This window comes from Lysinibacillus irui (genome assembly GCF_028877475.1).
In the GTDB taxonomy this organism is placed as follows: domain Bacteria; phylum Bacillota; class Bacilli; order Bacillales_A; family Planococcaceae; genus Lysinibacillus; species Lysinibacillus irui.
In genome coordinates, this window is sequence record NZ_CP113527.1 from 1777564 (window position 1) to 1793766 (window position 16203).

Annotated in this window: 17 protein-coding genes; 14 read left to right on the forward strand and 3 right to left on the reverse strand. The window is 39.9% G+C overall.

Annotated elements, in window-relative coordinates; genetic code table 11:
• The first annotated feature begins 153 nt into the window (after positions 1-153).
• Together OU989_RS08645 and OU989_RS08650 are read left to right on the forward strand one after the other, a co-directional pair.
• Positions 154-1929: a cation:proton antiporter gene (locus OU989_RS08645; RefSeq protein WP_274796739.1), complete on the forward strand. Its 1776-nt coding sequence runs from the start codon at positions 154-156 to the stop codon at positions 1927-1929.
• Positions 1930-2007: 78 nt separating this feature from the next.
• Positions 2008-2904, forward strand: a complete 897-nt coding sequence (locus OU989_RS08650; protein WP_274796740.1) for an RCC1 domain-containing protein — start codon at positions 2008-2010, stop codon at positions 2902-2904.
• A 71-nt stretch (positions 2905-2975) separates the two neighbouring features.
• On the opposite strand, the gene OU989_RS08655 is transcribed toward OU989_RS08650, so the two are convergent.
• Both OU989_RS08655 and OU989_RS08660 read right to left on the reverse strand, forming a co-directional pair.
• Complete coding sequence (locus tag OU989_RS08655; protein WP_274796741.1) at positions 2976-3332, reverse strand: DUF4260 domain-containing protein; 357 nt, start codon at positions 3330-3332, stop codon at positions 2976-2978.
• Positions 3329-3754: a MerR family transcriptional regulator gene (locus tag OU989_RS08660; RefSeq protein WP_274796742.1), complete on the reverse strand. Its 426-nt coding sequence runs from the start codon at positions 3752-3754 to the stop codon at positions 3329-3331. The genes OU989_RS08655 and OU989_RS08660 overlap by 4 nt, the downstream gene beginning before the upstream one ends.
• A gap of 124 nt (positions 3755-3878) precedes the next feature.
• Between OU989_RS08660 and OU989_RS08665 the strand changes: the two genes are divergently transcribed.
• From OU989_RS08665 to OU989_RS08675, 3 genes are all read left to right on the forward strand, one after another.
• Positions 3879-4385: a sigma-70 family RNA polymerase sigma factor gene (locus OU989_RS08665; RefSeq protein ID WP_274796743.1), complete on the forward strand. Its 507-nt coding sequence runs from the start codon at positions 3879-3881 to the stop codon at positions 4383-4385.
• Positions 4378-5571, forward strand: coding sequence for a hypothetical protein (locus tag OU989_RS08670; protein WP_274796744.1), 1194 nt, complete (start codon positions 4378-4380; stop codon positions 5569-5571). The genes OU989_RS08665 and OU989_RS08670 overlap by 8 nt, the downstream gene beginning before the upstream one ends.
• Positions 5572-5792: 221 nt before the next feature.
• Positions 5793-7241, forward strand: coding sequence for a tetratricopeptide repeat-containing diguanylate cyclase (locus OU989_RS08675; protein WP_274796745.1), 1449 nt, complete (start codon positions 5793-5795; stop codon positions 7239-7241).
• Between the two features lie 51 nt (positions 7242-7292).
• On the opposite strand, the gene OU989_RS08680 is transcribed toward OU989_RS08675, so the two are convergent.
• Positions 7293-7841: a GNAT family N-acetyltransferase gene (locus tag OU989_RS08680; protein ID WP_274796746.1), complete on the reverse strand. Its 549-nt coding sequence runs from the start codon at positions 7839-7841 to the stop codon at positions 7293-7295.
• A gap of 171 nt (positions 7842-8012) precedes the next feature.
• On the opposite strand from OU989_RS08680, the gene OU989_RS08685 reads away from it, so the two are divergent.
• From OU989_RS08685 to OU989_RS08725, 9 genes are all read left to right on the forward strand, one after another.
• Complete coding sequence (locus OU989_RS08685) at positions 8013-8483, forward strand: DUF2975 domain-containing protein (protein WP_274796747.1); 471 nt, start codon at positions 8013-8015, stop codon at positions 8481-8483.
• A 10-nt stretch (positions 8484-8493) separates the two neighbouring features.
• The gene (locus tag OU989_RS08690; protein ID WP_274796748.1) at positions 8494-8715 is read left to right on the forward strand and encodes a helix-turn-helix domain-containing protein; all 222 of its coding nucleotides are present in this window, start codon (positions 8494-8496) and stop codon (positions 8713-8715) included.
• Positions 8716-8832: 117 nt separating this feature from the next.
• The gene (locus tag OU989_RS08695; protein WP_274796749.1) at positions 8833-9483 is read left to right on the forward strand and encodes a TetR/AcrR family transcriptional regulator; all 651 of its coding nucleotides are present in this window, start codon (positions 8833-8835) and stop codon (positions 9481-9483) included.
• 59 nt (positions 9484-9542) lie between these two features.
• Positions 9543-11855, forward strand: a complete 2313-nt coding sequence (locus OU989_RS08700; protein ID WP_274796750.1) for an ABC transporter permease — start codon at positions 9543-9545, stop codon at positions 11853-11855.
• A gap of 6 nt (positions 11856-11861) precedes the next feature.
• Positions 11862-12620 carry an ABC transporter ATP-binding protein gene (locus OU989_RS08705; RefSeq protein ID WP_274796751.1) on the forward strand — a complete coding sequence of 253 codons (759 nt, stop codon included), beginning with the start codon at positions 11862-11864 and terminating at the stop codon, positions 12618-12620.
• A gap of 123 nt (positions 12621-12743) precedes the next feature.
• Positions 12744-13262: a sigma-70 family RNA polymerase sigma factor gene (locus OU989_RS08710; protein WP_274796752.1), complete on the forward strand. Its 519-nt coding sequence runs from the start codon at positions 12744-12746 to the stop codon at positions 13260-13262.
• Positions 13249-13911: a TIGR04104 family putative zinc finger protein gene (locus OU989_RS08715; RefSeq protein ID WP_274796753.1), complete on the forward strand. Its 663-nt coding sequence runs from the start codon at positions 13249-13251 to the stop codon at positions 13909-13911. The genes OU989_RS08710 and OU989_RS08715 overlap by 14 nt, the downstream gene beginning before the upstream one ends.
• A gap of 141 nt (positions 13912-14052) precedes the next feature.
• The gene (locus OU989_RS08720) at positions 14053-14604 is read left to right on the forward strand and encodes a biotin transporter BioY (RefSeq protein ID WP_274796754.1); all 552 of its coding nucleotides are present in this window, start codon (positions 14053-14055) and stop codon (positions 14602-14604) included.
• A gap of 18 nt (positions 14605-14622) precedes the next feature.
• Entirely contained in the window at positions 14623-16197 is a 1575-nt protein-coding gene (locus tag OU989_RS08725) for an amidohydrolase (protein WP_274796755.1), read from the forward strand.
• Positions 16198-16203 lie beyond the last annotated feature (6 nt).

Below are 16203 nucleotides of genomic sequence, written 5' to 3' on the forward strand. Positions count from 1 at the left end.
TTGTCCCAGCTCTTTATAATGTAATGATGTTGATGATGATGTGGCGATAAGGTGATAATTTACAAGCAATTTGTACATAATGAAGGGTAACGGGTTTAGTCATACTAAAAATGGGGAATATACATTTATCCTAAGCAAACGTAGGTGATACATATGTTTGATCAATTATTATTCCAGTTACCTTTTATCATTTTTATTGGTTTATTTTCGCAATGGTTAGCTTGGCGTTTTCGCATGCCAGCCATTGTAATTATGAGTATAGCTGGACTGATGATTGGTCCTTTTACAGGCCTAGTATCTCCAAAAGAGACATTTGGCCCTATTTTTCATACAATTATTTCTTTGGCAGTTGCCGTTATTTTATTTGAGGGAAGTTTAAGTCTTGATTTTCGAGAAATACGTGGCTTTCGTAAATCAATTTTACGCATTTCCACCGTAGGGGCAGCCATCGCTTGGCTAGCAGGCTCGACTGCTGCTCATTATGTAGCAGGTCTATCATGGCCAGTCGCCTTTGTGATTGGTGGCTTGTTTATTGTAACAGGCCCAACCGTCATTTTACCTTTATTAAGACAGGCAAAATTGAAGGAGCGACCAGCGGCGATCTTAAAATGGGAAGGAATTGTTGTCGATCCCTTTGGAGCCTTATTAGCGCTTTTTGCGTATCAAGTGGTTTTAGGTTTGTATCAGTTAGAAGGTGGGACATCTCTTCCTGTCTTCTTTATTTCAGCATTTTTAGCTGCCCTTTTAGGAGGAATTGTAGGCTATTTAATGGGTCAATGCTTGGAGCGAGGATTGATTCCTGAATTTTTAAAATCCCCTTTGCTGCTCGCAACGATTTTACTCGTTTTTGCCTTAAGTGATGCCATTATGCATGAAACGGGCTTGCTAGCGGTGACGGTTATGGGGCTAGTCATGGCAAATATGCATTTAACAAGTCATCATGAACTGCTTCATTTTAAAGAAAATATGTCGGTAATTTTAATTTCCAGTGTTTTTATAATGCTAACCGCCTCCCTTACAGTTGAAACTTTATGGCAGATTGTTGATTGGCGTATGCTATTATTCGTGCTGGCAATGATGTTTATCGTTCGACCGTTATCGATTTGGATTGCGACGATAAATACAGGCTTAACGTTGGAAGAACGGGCATTAATCGGGTGGATTGCACCGAGAGGCATTGTTGCGTTAACTGTATCGGGTTACTTTACAACGGCACTGCAGGATGTAGGGTTTCAAAGTGCACAGTTATTAACAGCGCTGACATTAGCACTTGTTTTTGCGACAGTAGTTGCCCATGGTTTTAGTATTGGCTGGCTTGCCAAAAAGCTTCATTTACAGGCTTCCACTGGTAAAGGTATCGTCATTGTAGGCGCATCACCATTCACAACTCAATTAGCGACATCACTTCAAAGTAATGGAATTGATGTATTAGTGATGGATCGCTCATGGGAAGATTTATCTGCTGCTCGCCACAATGGCTTGAAGACGGAAACGGGTGATATTTTAAGCGAGCATACCGAGTTCTATGTCGACCTAACCCCTTATGATCAGCTAATTGTCGCTACAAAGCAGGATGCCTATAATGTTCTTGTTTGTGCTGACTTTGTGCCAGAGCTCGGGCGTCTCAATATTTATCAGACAGCCCTACATTCTACTGACCCTAAAAATTATTCTCGAAAATACGGGGGACAGTTATTAGTCGATGCAGAGCACGATATTCATCAATTAAATGCGCTTATCGAACAAGGTGCGCAACTACGGCAAACGAAAATTACTGAAGTATTTACAGTGAAAGATTATCTAGAACAAAACCCAAATGCCGTCATGATCTATGCCATGACCTCAGATGGAGATATCGTGTTAGATATGGTCAATAAATATGACGATATAAAAAATGAACCACATACCATTATTAGTTTAATTGGCTAACTATATGTTGGAGAGCGTTAATCAAAAAAGGATTAACGCTTTTTAAGTTGAAGTTATTGCTACTCAAGGAGGTAAAACATGAATTATATTACACCGAACAAAGCCATGTTAAAGATGAACAGATGGCCTCGGCAGACGATAGCAGCGGGTCGGCGACATTCCGTTGGGCTTCAAGCTGATGGAACTGTGGTGGCTACAGGAGATAATAAATATGGGCAATGTCATGTAAGCGGTTGGCGTGATATAGTAGCGGTGGCGGCTGGTAATGTTCATATGGCGAGGAATACAGGAAATACGCATACAATTGGTCTTCACTCAAACGGTACGGTGGAAGCTGTTGGTTGGAATAAGCATAATCAATGTCATGTAAACGAGTGGTGTGATATAGTCTCGGTTGCAGCCGGCTGGTGTCATACCATTGGCCTTCAATCGAATGGTATGGTGCTCGCAGTGGGCCGAAATCATGAAGGAGAGTGCCAAGTAAACGACTGGCGTAACATTGTAGCAATCGCTGCAGGTGACTGGCACACTATTGGTCTTCAATCGGACGGCTCGGTAACCGCTGCAGGGAATAATCGCTACCACCAATGTAACGTCCATGATTGGCGCAATATGGTGTCGGTTGCTGCAGGTTATCTTCATACAATTGGTCTTCATTCAGACGGCACTGTATCAGCCGTGGGGTCGAATAAACATAAGCAATGCGATGTAATGGGCTGGCAAGGGATGGTGTCGGTAGCAGCGGGTAGTTACCATACCATTGGACTTCAAGCTGATGGCACGGTAATAGCTGTTGGTTTGAATAAACATGGTCAATGTAATGTAAATGACTGGCATGATATTGTGGCAGTTGCGGCGGGTTGCGCACATACTGTTGGACTTCGAGCAGATGGCACAGTGGTTGCAGTAGGGGATAATGAGTATGGCCAATGCGATGTAAGTGGCTGGCAGGGCATACGAGTACATGGCGATTAGATATTGGACACTAGATTTTCAAAAAGGAGCTTGGATTCCCAAACTCCCTTTTTTATTTGACTCCTTGCTAGTTACGCAATTTGCTGTAAATGTGTTTTCGTAAAAGCTTCCTCATATTTGAGCCCATAACCGAGAGCTCGATCTAAAAAAATATGTGAGAGCCATATCAGAGCAGCTGCAAGAAGTGATGGGGATGCCACCATAAAGCCAATAATAAGAAGCACTGCAGGTAACGCAAAGCTATGCCCAATATTATAAAAGAGAGCACCTATTTTTGTATTCAAGACATAGCCGACCATAGTAATGTCAGGCAGTAGTAAAAAAACGATAAAATAAAGCCATGAAAAATTTAAGTGCCCATAGAAAAAGACCGTGATCATAAAAGCAATAACATATTCTAAAGAAATAATTTTACGTAATTTCATCATCCATCACCTTCCAATAAATTTTGATACATATCCTCTATGAGAGAGGCAATTTTTTCTTGATTTTTTTCATATTGTCCATCAGCCATTAATGTTTTCGTCAACTGTAAGGATTGAAGTGCATGTTGATAGAAATGAAGTTGTTGTTCAATACGGGTGATTTTTGTAGAAAACAGCTGTACCGTTTCTTCATTGCACGTTGGTGATACAGGCTTTTGTTCTAATGTTAGTAAGTGCTTAATTTCTTGGAGTGTAAAGCCTAGCTGGCGTAAGACGATAATAAATTTCATGGTCTGTTCACACGAGGCATCATACACACGGTAGCCATTTTCCTGTTTTTGGGGATGTAGTAATCCCTCTTTTTCGTAGTAGCGAATTGTATCAGTTGTTAAATGAAATGTCTCAGCGAATTGTTTTATTTTCATGTAAGTACCTCCTAAAATCATCCTAACATTGGAGTATGCTCCAAGGTCAAGGTTATTAATGAAAATAATTAAAATAAATGAAACGGTCATCCAGTGGCAGTCGTTTATAGTGTAGGAAGGGGAGGTGGACGGCATACTTGAACAAATAATTGATGAGCATGCAGAACATTTATTACGTCTCGCCTATTTTTACGTCAAAAACCGGCAAACAGCAGAGGATATTGTGCAAGAGGTCTTCATTAAATTTTCACAGCGTGGCTATGAGGAAAGAGGGCAGCTCCGTGCGTATTTATCCACGTTAACAATTAATCAAAGCAAGGATTATTTGAAAAGCTGGCATTATAAAAAAATACTGATACAAGAAAAATTATTTCCTATGCAGGGCGGTAAACAGCGGGATGAACTCGTGGCAGCAGAAGAACGATCCCAAATTGGGGCGGCTATCTTAAAACTATCATTAACCTATCGAGAGCCCATCATTTTATATTATTTTGAAGAAATGAAGATTCGTGATATTGCCCAGCTGCTTGGTGTGGCAGAAAATACGGTCAAGACAAGGCTGAAACGGGCAAGAGAGGCATTAAAGCCCCATCTGAAGCAGGGGGAATGGGAGGTGTTAAGGCATGAGTGAAATACACAATGAATTAGTCAAAGTAGCGGGTGATTTGACAGCGAGCAAAGAGCGAGTCAAAAAACAAGTACTAAAACAGGCGCATATTAATAGAAGGAAGCCTCTTCGATTCACCCTGTTAACAGTAGTACTGACACTTTGTGTGGCGGGATTTGTTATGGTGCAGCTTCTTACGAATGAAACAAATCAAACGTCCTCACTATTTCATGAAAGGCAGCTACAGCACTTCGAACGTATTAGTCAAAATATGTGGCCAGGGAAAGAACAGGAATTTTATAAGGAGGAGGCCTATCTTTCTTATGAGAAACTTATTGCCTCCTACTATTTTGCAGAGTCTCTAGGTATTGACTATTCAAAGAATGACCTAGAAGTCGAGAGAAAGAAGCAAGTGGACCAATTGGAAATGCTTCATCAATCACCTGGATATGAAGATTTTTTTCAAGGATTAACACCTAAACAGTATGTTGAAACTTATCTCGAACCCCTTCTGCCAATGTATACTGTTCGGGCGAAGCTGTATGACAAGTATAAGGAAAAATATCCAACCTTTTATGCCTATCAGGAAGTAGCCACTATTGACGCCAAACGGTATTTCCAAGCGAATTTTGCTGAGCAAGCAACAACCTTTCAAAAGGAGCATAACATTAAAATTCGTTCCAGCTCATATGGTTCTTCCAAGGTTGGGACCGTTGCAAAAGTTGAATCAAATGTTTTCTTGTTTGTAGAAGGGGTGATTCCTGATGATCTGAATCACATGACGAAGGAACAGCTTGCTGAAAAATATGAACAAGCCGATTGGTATCCGGTGTTGGATGATTTTCCTGTCAAGCAGGGGGATTATATTACATTAACATCAATAGGTACAGGGAGCATGGAGGAAAACGGAGTCGTAAGAAAATATGGGTTATTAAATAAATTGGAGGTACTAGAACCAGCCATTACAAAGAAGCTTGAGCTAGACAATGAGCAAGAGGTCGCTCAGTTTTTACGGGATATCCCGTGGCAACCTGCAGATGTGATGAAAAGACCACCTGAATATTCTTTTCAAGTAGAAGGTGTACGGATTGAAATATGGAATGGCTATGGTGGGTCCCTCTACATTCAAAAAGTAGGGAGCGGAGAAATTCAGCTGAGTGCCAATAGAGCAAAGCAGTTAAAAGTCCTTTTAGGTATAGATGAATCTTAACAAGTCTCTTTAAAAGAGGCTTGTTTTTTATTTGGAGGAAAATTATAGTAAAAATACCATGTTAAAATAACCTTTCTTTAAAATTTAGGATAAAATACACAGTATTTTTTATCGCTAGGATGAATTGCTTAATAACGGAAAAATAAATGAGACCAAAGAATTGTAATATTTTGTGTGTAAATGTAGTATTAAAGAAGTAAGGGAAGATAAGGGGGGGCCGTATGAATACACAAGAATTTGAAGAATTATGGATTACGCTCAATGAATTATATAATGCTGATCGCTTTTTAGAATATATAGAAATAAGTAGTACAGCAATTGAAAGTGCTATTGAGCTTGGTATGTATGATAAGGCTATCCTGCTACTGCGCTATAGTTGTGCCAGCTATTTTCAAACGGGTGATCTACAGCTTTCCATAAGTATCCTTGAACAATATCGTGAGTTAACTTTTCAATATGGCACTGATATTGATTTAATTCAATATTACAATATAGCCGCCATTTATTGGGGAACATTTGGGCATTTAAAAAAATCCGAGGAGTTAATGCTGAAGGGGCTAAAGATTGCTGAATCGATTCAGCATGTGGAGAGCATGGGTAAAATTTACAATAACCTAAGCGATTTAGAAATATCTATGGGGAGTTATAGGAAAGCAAAGGAATTTGCTTTAAAAAGTCTGTATTATTCGAATGCTTTTGAAGTGCAGCATAAAGAGCCGTATACAACTATGATTTATCCGAAAACAAATCTAGCTGTAGCGCTTATTTGGCTTGAGGAATTTGAGGAAGCGAATACGATATTACAAGAATTGTTGGCAACAATTCACCATCCACCATACTCAAAAGTGCAGCTGGAGGTTTTTAATGCATATGCATTTTTATGCGAAAAGCAGGGACGGATAAGTGAAGCCATTGATTTATACCAAAAGACAAAACACTATGCTTTGCAAAACAATGATCTATCCTTGCTTCAGCTTATTTATAATTCTTTAGTGAAGCTCATTGAGGACCAAGGCAATAAAGTGGTGCTATGTGCCGTTCAAAAAGAATATATTAATATATTGTTAGAAATACAACGTGAAAACTACTCACATGTATTATTTGAAATGGAATACAACGATCATAAGAAGCAATTTGAAAAAAATGCCTATATCGATCCGCTAACGAATATCTACAACCGTCGTTATTTTGATGAACAGGCAGCAAAAATGGTTGAAAAAGCAGCCGAAAGAAATCAGCAATTAGCATTAATGATGGTGGATTTAGACCATTTTAAGGAAATCAATGATATGAATGGTCATTTATTTGGAGATGATGCATTAACAAGTACTGCTAAAACATTACAGGATTATTTTAAGCCCTTTGAATCCATTGTCGCACGCTTTGGCGGAGATGAATTTATTGTACTAAGTCAAGTAAAGGAAGGCGAATCTGTTCAAGCATTGGCAGATAACCTTTATCAAACACTAGCCTCGCTATCTCTTACGGTGGAGCATAAAACGGTTCAATTAGAGTTTAGTATTGGCGTGAGTACGAACCAGCATGGTGAAATTCAGAAGGTGGACGAACTAATTAAACATGCGGATGAAGCGCTTTATAAGTCAAAGCGTAATGGTCGCAACCAAATTACACACTATAACCAATATTATGATGTTGGAAATGGTATTTAAATGAGAGAGAGGCATATCTACAGTGGAAGTGCCTCTTTCGTGAAAGGTTTGTTAATGTTGTGGATTGATTAGGCCGTAAAAAATAATATCTTCAAATGTACCATTTTTATTAACATGATTCTTCAACGTTCCCTCATAGCTCATGCCACATTTCTCCATGATTTTTCCTGAAGCGGGATTGGATAAAAAATATTGGGCATAGACACGATGATAGTTTTTCTCTTGAAAGGCAAACTCGATGATAGCTTGCGCTGCCTCTGTTCCATAGCCATTTCCCCAATACGGCTCCCCAATCCAATAAGCCATTTCTCCATTTTGATGTTGTGAACGATTTGACAAGCCTATTGCCCCATATAATTGTCCACTAATTTTGTCTGTTATAGCAAATTCGTATAGTCGATTATCCTCAAAGTTTTGTGGATGTGTGGAAATCCATGACAATGCACATTCTAATGTATAGGGATAAGGTAAATTCAGGGTGCTTTTATAAAGAGCATAATTGTTACATAATAGACTGACTTCAGGTGCATCTGCCTCTGTAAAAAGTCGGAGCATAAGACGTTCTGTTTCTATTGTTTTTTCTGCTGCTCTGTAAATCATTGAAATACCCCCTTCATAAATGGATAAAACCGATTATAGCACAAAGGCAAGAAAAACAAACCAAATAATGGATATTTGATAAAAACATCTTGATATGAGATAAAAATTTATTGAAAAACGATAAATTTTATGATAAATTGAACAGGACAATAAATAAAAGAGGTGCGTAAGATGAAACGAGAAACGCTCTTTTTAAAGATCGCTGTTTTTCTTATGGGATTGCCCGTTCTCGCCTTATGTATATGGGTGGTACCACGTGTTGCTTTGAATACAGGGGAGCATTCTCCAGTTTTAACCATTTTTGCTTTACTTGGGGTCTATGCAACGGCAATCGCATATTTTGTTGCTCTTTATACGACGATTAAACTGCTAAGCTATATTGACCAAAACATTGCATTTTCAGAGCTATCAGTGAAGGCTTTAATTAAGATTAAATATTGTGCAATTATCATTAGTAGTGTTTACGTGGTTGGCATGCCACTGATATACTATGCTGCGGAAGTAGATGATGCCCCTGGTCTTATACTTATCGGAATGGTCATTGTTTTTGCTTCCTTTGTCGTTGCAGTTTTTGCTGCTGTGCTTCAAAAGCTTCTAAAAAATGCCATCGATATCAAATCAGAAAATGATTTAACGGTTTGAGGTGAATATTATGGCGATGATCATCAATATTGATGTAATGCTGGCGAAACGGAAAATGAGTGTAACAGAGCTATCAGAAAAAGTTGGCATCACAATGGCAAACCTATCTATTTTAAAAAATGGCAAGGCCAAAGCCATTCGCTTTTCAACATTAGAGGCAATTTGTGAGGCGTTAGATTGTCAGCCCGGTGATATTTTGGAATATCGAAAAAATGAAGAAATACAAAAATAAGAGTCTGCATGATGCAGATTCTTTTTTGTTGAAATTATTGCCAATAGGAGTTGTCCTATGCTACGATGTAAAAAAGATATATCGACAGGCAGTCGGTCAAATGAGGGGGTTATCTTGATGAGGGAAATGAAGAAAGCAGAAGAACGCAGAAATGAAATTTTAGATGCAGCAGATGAATTATTTGCCCAGAAGGGTTTTGACGGCACAAGCACGAGTGCAATTCTTGAAAAAGTGGGCATTGCACGAGGCACATTATATTATCACTTTAAGTCGAAGGAAGATATTATGGACGCCCTTATTGAGCGCTATACAAGTACGATGCTAGCAAAGGCAAAAACCATTGCAGCAGACAAGAATATAGCTGTAAATGAGCGCATACTGCGTGTGGTGATGGCACTGAATGTGCAAAATGAACACAGTGGTCAGCAGATCATGGAGCATGTTCATAAACCACAAAATGCATTGATGCATCGAAAAATACAGCAAGTGATTCTTAATCAAGTACCACCTATTCTTACGTCCATAATCCGTGAAGGTATTGAGCAGGGTATTTATCACACACCGTATCCGTATGAATGTATGGAAATGATTATCGCTTATACCAATACGGTATTTGATGATGATCTGGTGGTAATGTCGGAAGAAGAACGGGCTGCCCGTATCCCAGCATTTATTTTTAATGTGGAACGAATGCTTGGTGTTGAAAGTGGTAGCTTGCTGTACATGATGCAAATGTTTGGCAATGAAGGCGAAAGCGGTACGAAATAATACTATTCTTGGGTCTTGTTAGGTTGAATGAAAGTAAAAAACTTACTAAGAGGTGACCTATGTATTATAAAATTGTGCGAAATGATATGGCAAATAGCAAGCTAATTACAGGTATGACCACGCTATTTGTGGTAGCTGCAGCAATGCTTGTCACGCTATCGGCTGTGCTCATCGTCCACTTATCTAGTGCTATTGATTCTCTAATGAAACAGGCAGAAACAGCTCATTTTTTACAGATGCATGCAGGAGAAATCGATACGGAAAGGCTTGCTCTTTTTGCGGAACAGGATAAACGTGTAGAAGAATTTCAGATCAATAAATTTCTGAATGTAGATGGTTCCAACATTAACATAGCTGGTAAAACACTAGCACAAAGCGTACAGGACCATGGGTTTAGTATACAAAGTGAGCATTTCGATTATTTACTGGACATTGATGGCCGTGTAATTGAAGTAGCAAATGGTGATATTTATCTTCCGGTTAGCTACTGGAAGGATGGCACAGCCAAAGTGGGGGATACCGTAACAGTACATGATCAGTCGTTGACGGTTGCAGGGTTTTTACGGGATTCACAAATGAATTCTATGTTAGCATCTTCTAAACGTTTTCTTGTCAGTGAGCAGGATTTCGCGGCGATTCAAAGGGCAGGTACGATGGAATATTTAATTGAATTTCGGCTTAACCATTTAGCTGATTTAAAAGACTTTGAAGAAGCCTATGCGTTTGCAGGACTAGAAGCGAACGGTCCGACCATTACGTTTCCACTTTTCAAAATGCTAAATGCCCTAACGGACGGGTTGATGATTGCGGTCATTCTACTAATTAGTATCCTCGTTGTAGCGATTGCATTTATGTGTATTCGTTTTACATTACTAGCTAAAATTGAAGAGGATTATCGTGAAATTGGTGTGATGAAAGCGATTGGCATACAAGTTACGGATATTCAAAGAATGTATCTAGCTAAATATGCCGCCATTGCGGGACTTGGCTGTATGCTTGGCTTTGCCTGCTCTTTCCTGCTACGGGATACACTGCTTGAAAATATCCGTTTGTATATGGGAGAAACAAACAATACCCCTTTCGTATGGTTGTTTACTATCATCGGATTACTGCTCGTGTTTCTTGCCATCATAGGTTATGTACAATCCGTTCTTAGACAATTTCGCAAGCTATCTGCCACGCAAGCTATTCGCTTCGGTACAATGCAAGGAAAAGCTGGTCATGCATCTTATTTGAACCTCAGCTCTAACAAAAGGCTTCCTATTAATCTCTTTTTAGGCATAAATGACGTGCTCTCACGCAAAAGGTTGTATGCCACTATGCTTGCCGTCCTACTGTTGGCGACATTTATGATCATTGTTCCTCAAAATGTATCGAACACAATTTCTAGCAAAAGCTTTATAACACATATGGGGATTGGCGATAGTGACATTCGAATAGATATCCCACAAGGTCACCAAAAGGCTGTAGCTACCATCATAAAAACGCTAGAAAAGGATACAGCCATCAAGGAATATACCGTTTTGACGACAAAAAAATTCAAAGCCATTACAGATGATGGGACGGAAGAAAATCTAAAAATTGAGCTTGGCGACCATACAATCTTTCCTCTAACGTATGCCCAAGGTAGGGCGCCTGTTGCACAAAATGAAATGGCGCTTTCAGTTTTGAATGCAGAGGAGCTTCATAAAAAGGTTGGTGATGTTATGTCACTAGTCATCAATGGTGAAAAGAAAAACCTAGTAGTGAGTGGTATTTATTCAGATATAACTAATGGTGGCAAAACAGCTAAGGCTGCCTTCTCTGACCATTCAACAGAAAGCGTATGGCGTGTCATTTATGGAACGATGTCAAATCCGTCACAGGTCGAAGAAAAGGTGAAGGAATATACGGATGCATTTTATTTTGCCAAGGTATCAGGCATTGATGATTATATTAACCAAACATTTGGGGCAACGATCCACTCTATAGAAAAAGCTTCTAATGCATCACTCATCATTGCCCTACTGCTGTCTGTGCTCGTGACATGCTTATTTATGAAGATGTTGATGACGAAGGATCGATCATCTATCGCTATTATGAAATCATTGGGCTTTACAAATGGAGATGTCGCCACACAATATGTCGCACGTTCGATCCTTGTTGTATTAGTAGCTGTTTTAATAGGGAACTTACTCGCAAATACGCTAGGAGAATTTCTCACAAGCAAGGTCATTGCCTCATTTGGTGCAGCTTCATTTAATTTTACGATTAATTCACTAGCTATTTATGTTTTTTGCCCATTAGTACTCATAAGCGTCGTTTTACTTGCAACGATTATTGGTACATCAAGGGCGGGGCAAATAAAAATAATGGATCATATAAGGGGGTAGAATGAGATGAAGACCTTAGTGAGTGGTGAGCACATCGTAAAATCATTTCTAATAGGCAATGAACAGCACCCCGTTTTATTAGACGTATCCGTTGCAATAGCTGAAGGGGAGTTCGTTTCCATTATGGGACCGTCAGGCTGTGGAAAGTCCACGCTCTTGTATGCACTAAGTGGGATGGATAGCATTGATCATGGCCGTGTTATTTTTGATGGTCTAGATGTAACCTCCTTAGATGACAAGGAACTTGCCAATCTGCGTAGAACAAGGATGGGCTTTGTGTTCCAGCAGCCAACCTTTCTAAAAAGCTTGAATATCCTGGATAATATCCTGCTACCAGCCATGCGTGATCAGCGGAAAAATGTGAAGGCCTTGACAGAAAGGGCGCTACAGCTCATGAACAAAATGGAGATTGAAGACTTGGCAAAGCGAGATATCACCCAGGTTTCCGGTGGTCAGCTTCAGCGGGCGGGCATTTGTCGGGCTTTAATCAACAATCCACAAATGATTTTTGGGGATGAGCCAACAGGTGCTTTAAATTCAACATCTGCCCAGGCAATTATGGATATACTAGTCTCTATAAATAGGGAAGGTACAACGATTATGCTTGTCACACATGATCCTAAAATTGCTGCGAGAACGGAGCGTATCCTCTTTATGTGTGATGGCGCAATCGTCAGTGAAATGCGCTTGCCAAAATTCGTTGGCTCGAATGTAGCCGATAGATTGGCCAAAGTGGTAGCAACAATGCGAGAAATAGGTATTTAATAGATGGGTTGAATCCGTAATTGCTTAAAAAGCGGCCATTACGGATTTTTTATTTTTTTTTGTAAAAAAATGAATCGTAATGATAGTGGCGTCCGTCAGTAGTGTAGAAAGAAGGTGAGAGCAATGATGGATATTGAGCAGATCATCGAGGAGCATGGTGATTACTTACTAAAGGTCGCCTATCTATATGTGAAAAATATAACAACGGCGGAGGACATCGTCCAAGATGTGTTCATTGCTTTTTATCAAAAGCAGGAACAATTTCGACAGGAAGCATCATTGCGTACATATTTAGTGAAAATGACGGTCAATCGCAGTCATGATTATTTACGGAGCTGGAAAAGCAAACGGCTGACATTATTTGAAAAGATCACGGGTCGCACAACAACTGTTACACCTGAAAAGGAGATACTTGAAAAATCCGTTAAAAAAGAGCTAACAGAAGCGTTGTTTACCTTATCCGTTTCCTATCGAGAGGTTTTGATATTGTATTATTTTGAGGAGATGTCGACAGTGGAGATCGCACAGCTTGTTAATTGTCCAGAAGCAACGATTCGCACAAGATTACAGCGAGCTCGCAAACAATTGGCAATAGCAATGGGTGACTTTGATTGGGAGGTGCTACACAATGAATCGATTTAAAGAAAATCTATTAAAAGAGCTACAAGATGTCAAGCTTTCAAAGAACCGGAAACAAATAATCGCGGGTCAAGCACAACGAAAAGTTCAACGCAAAGCAGGTGGTCAATGGACATATCGTATTGTGTTAGCGACCTTTACTATTTTCGTCATTGGTTTTAGCTATTTACTAACGCAGCAGAAGGAACAGCATACAACAGGTCATCAGGCAGCGAGATTACAAGAGGATACGTCGAGCTGGTGGTCATTATTTGAATCAGATTATGTAAGAGGCATTCTTTTACTAGGCATATTTATAGGTGCAACCTATATTGTCAAACGTTTTTTAGTGAAAAAAGGCTATGGTTTACCGGTTTGTATTGAATGTGGGGAGAGCTGGTCTGAGAAGGAAGCCCGTAAATTGTACCGCAAAAATAGTGAAATTGTGTGCCCTCATTGTGGACAAAAACAGTATCGTACGAAAAAATCGATACAAATAGGGGGCGTTCTCACGATGCCAATCCCATTATTTATTATGCTGCAGCATGTTTTCCATCATTATTTTATCGGTATTATTTTCTTTTTATTAGGGATGCTCATTTTTTATCATCAATTAGTGCCCTATGTGTATAAGCTACAAGAAAAAGATCCAATGAATGAACCTCTATGGTAATAATTTTGCAAGGAAATTGCTATGCTTATCTAGCAATTTCTTTTTTTATTCTAAAATAGATTGACAACCGTTTTCATTTGCATTATCTTTGTGTTAACTTATTTTTATAATTAGTTAACGCACAAGGGGAGGCTTTTTACATTGAAAAAAGGAAGTACATATCAATACGTGTTAGCGGCATTTGGTGCAGCCATTATTGCAGTTCTTGCACAGGTGACGATCCCGCTACCACTCATTCCGATTACAGGACAAACATTAGCGGTTGGCATCGTGGTGACGATATTAGGGACAAGACTTGGGACATTATCTGTGCTGCTTTATATGCTATTAGGAGCAGTAGGGTTACCTGTATTTAGCGGTATGTCAGGTGGGCTGGCAATTTTAGTTGGTCCAACTGGTGGATATATCGTTGGTTTCCTTGCTACAGCGATTATTATGGGCTTATACTTAGATAAATTTGGTATTTCATTCGTACAAGCAATTATTGCAAATATTATTGGGATGTGTGTAACATTGGCGTTCGGTACTGTATGGTTAAAAATTGTAGCGGACTATACATGGACAGCTGCCTTTATGGGCGGTGTTGCTCCATTTATCGTAGTAGGAATCGTTAAAGCGGTGCTTGCAGCGTGGATTGGTGTTATTGTTCGCCGCCGCTTAGCAAGTGCACATTTAATTGAAGCAACAGCATAGGACATAGGAGGAATTGTTTTGGCAACATTATGGACAGGTGGAAAGATTTACACGATGGCTCAAGTTGGTGAAACAGTGGAAGCAGTCCTTGAAGAAGATGGAAAAATTGTGGCGACAGGCTCAGTAGAGAGCTTGTCGCCACTAGCTGCTTCTATCCAACATTTACAAGGCAGTGTGATGTACCCAGGCTTTGTTGATAGCCATTTACATATTATCGGTTACGGTGAAAAACTAAAGCATATTGATGTCTCCATGGTGACAAGTAAGGATATGCTACTCGAGAAGCTACAAGAGCGAATGTCCCATGCTTCCGCACAGGAATGGGTCATTGCAATTGGATTAAATGAAAACCAATTTGATGAACCCATTTTTCCGACATTAGCGGAGCTAGATGCACTAGGAGAAGCCCATTTAATTGTAAAACGTAGCTGCCATCATTTAATTTTAGCCAATTCCAAGGCACTTGCATTTGCAGGGATTACTAGCACTACTCCATCACCAGAGGGCGGTGTCATTGACAAAGTTGATGGTCAGCTTACTGGTGTGCTAAAGGATGCGGCCTTGTATTTAATTGTTAATCATATGCCCCACATTACACCAGCTTATATTGAGGATGCTCTGGCAAAAGCGATTGTCTCACTCCAATCCTATGGTTTAGTAGGTGGTCATTCTGAGGATTTAAGCTATTACGGGCCACCAAGTCAGCCGATTCAGGCCTATCGCAAAATAGTGGAGGCACAGCAATCCTTTAAAGTGCATTTACTACAGCATCATACGGTCTTTGAAGAAGTCGTGAAAATGGATCTACTTTCTTCACCATACTTGGAGTTTGGCGCCATGAAAATTTTTATCGATGGAGCCTTTGGAGGTCGCACAGCTGCGCTACGTCAACCATATTGCGATGATCCAAGCAATGCAGGGATGCTGATTCATTCTACGGAGCAATTAACGAAGTATGTTCAATTGGCTCGTCACTACGGACAAACTGTTGCAGTGCATGCCATCGGTGATTTAGCTATAGAGACGATTTTAGCAATCTTTGCAGCAAACCCACCACAAGAAGGTCAGCTTGATCGAGTCATTCATTGTAGTTTAGTGGATGATGACATTTTATCCAAGCTAGCTGACTTACCAGTTGCCGTTGATATGCAGCCGCAGTTTGTGCAAGGGGAATATCAAGCAGAACTGTCTAGACTCGGGACGAAACGAGCGCAGGGCTTACATCCTTTAAAGTCACTGCTTGACCGAGGGCTTATTGTAGCAGGGGGCAGTGACGCGCCGATTGAAGTACCGAATCCGTTAGTCGGAATCTATGCTGCTGTCACAAGGAGAAATGTTGGGGAAACTCATTATGGCTATAATTCACAGGAAAAAGTCTCTCGTTTTGAGGCAGTTCGACTCTATACAGTAGGGGCTGCAGAAATTATTGGTCAGCAAAATACTAGGGGCAAAATTGCAGCGGGCTATGCAGCTGACTTTACAATTTTACAAGAGGACCTTTTTCATGTGGAGATCGAGCACCTCCCTCAAATTCAAGTAGCCTGTACGGTTGTGGATGGCAAAATTGTCTATGAAAATCGCTGTAAAGGATAACCTTTG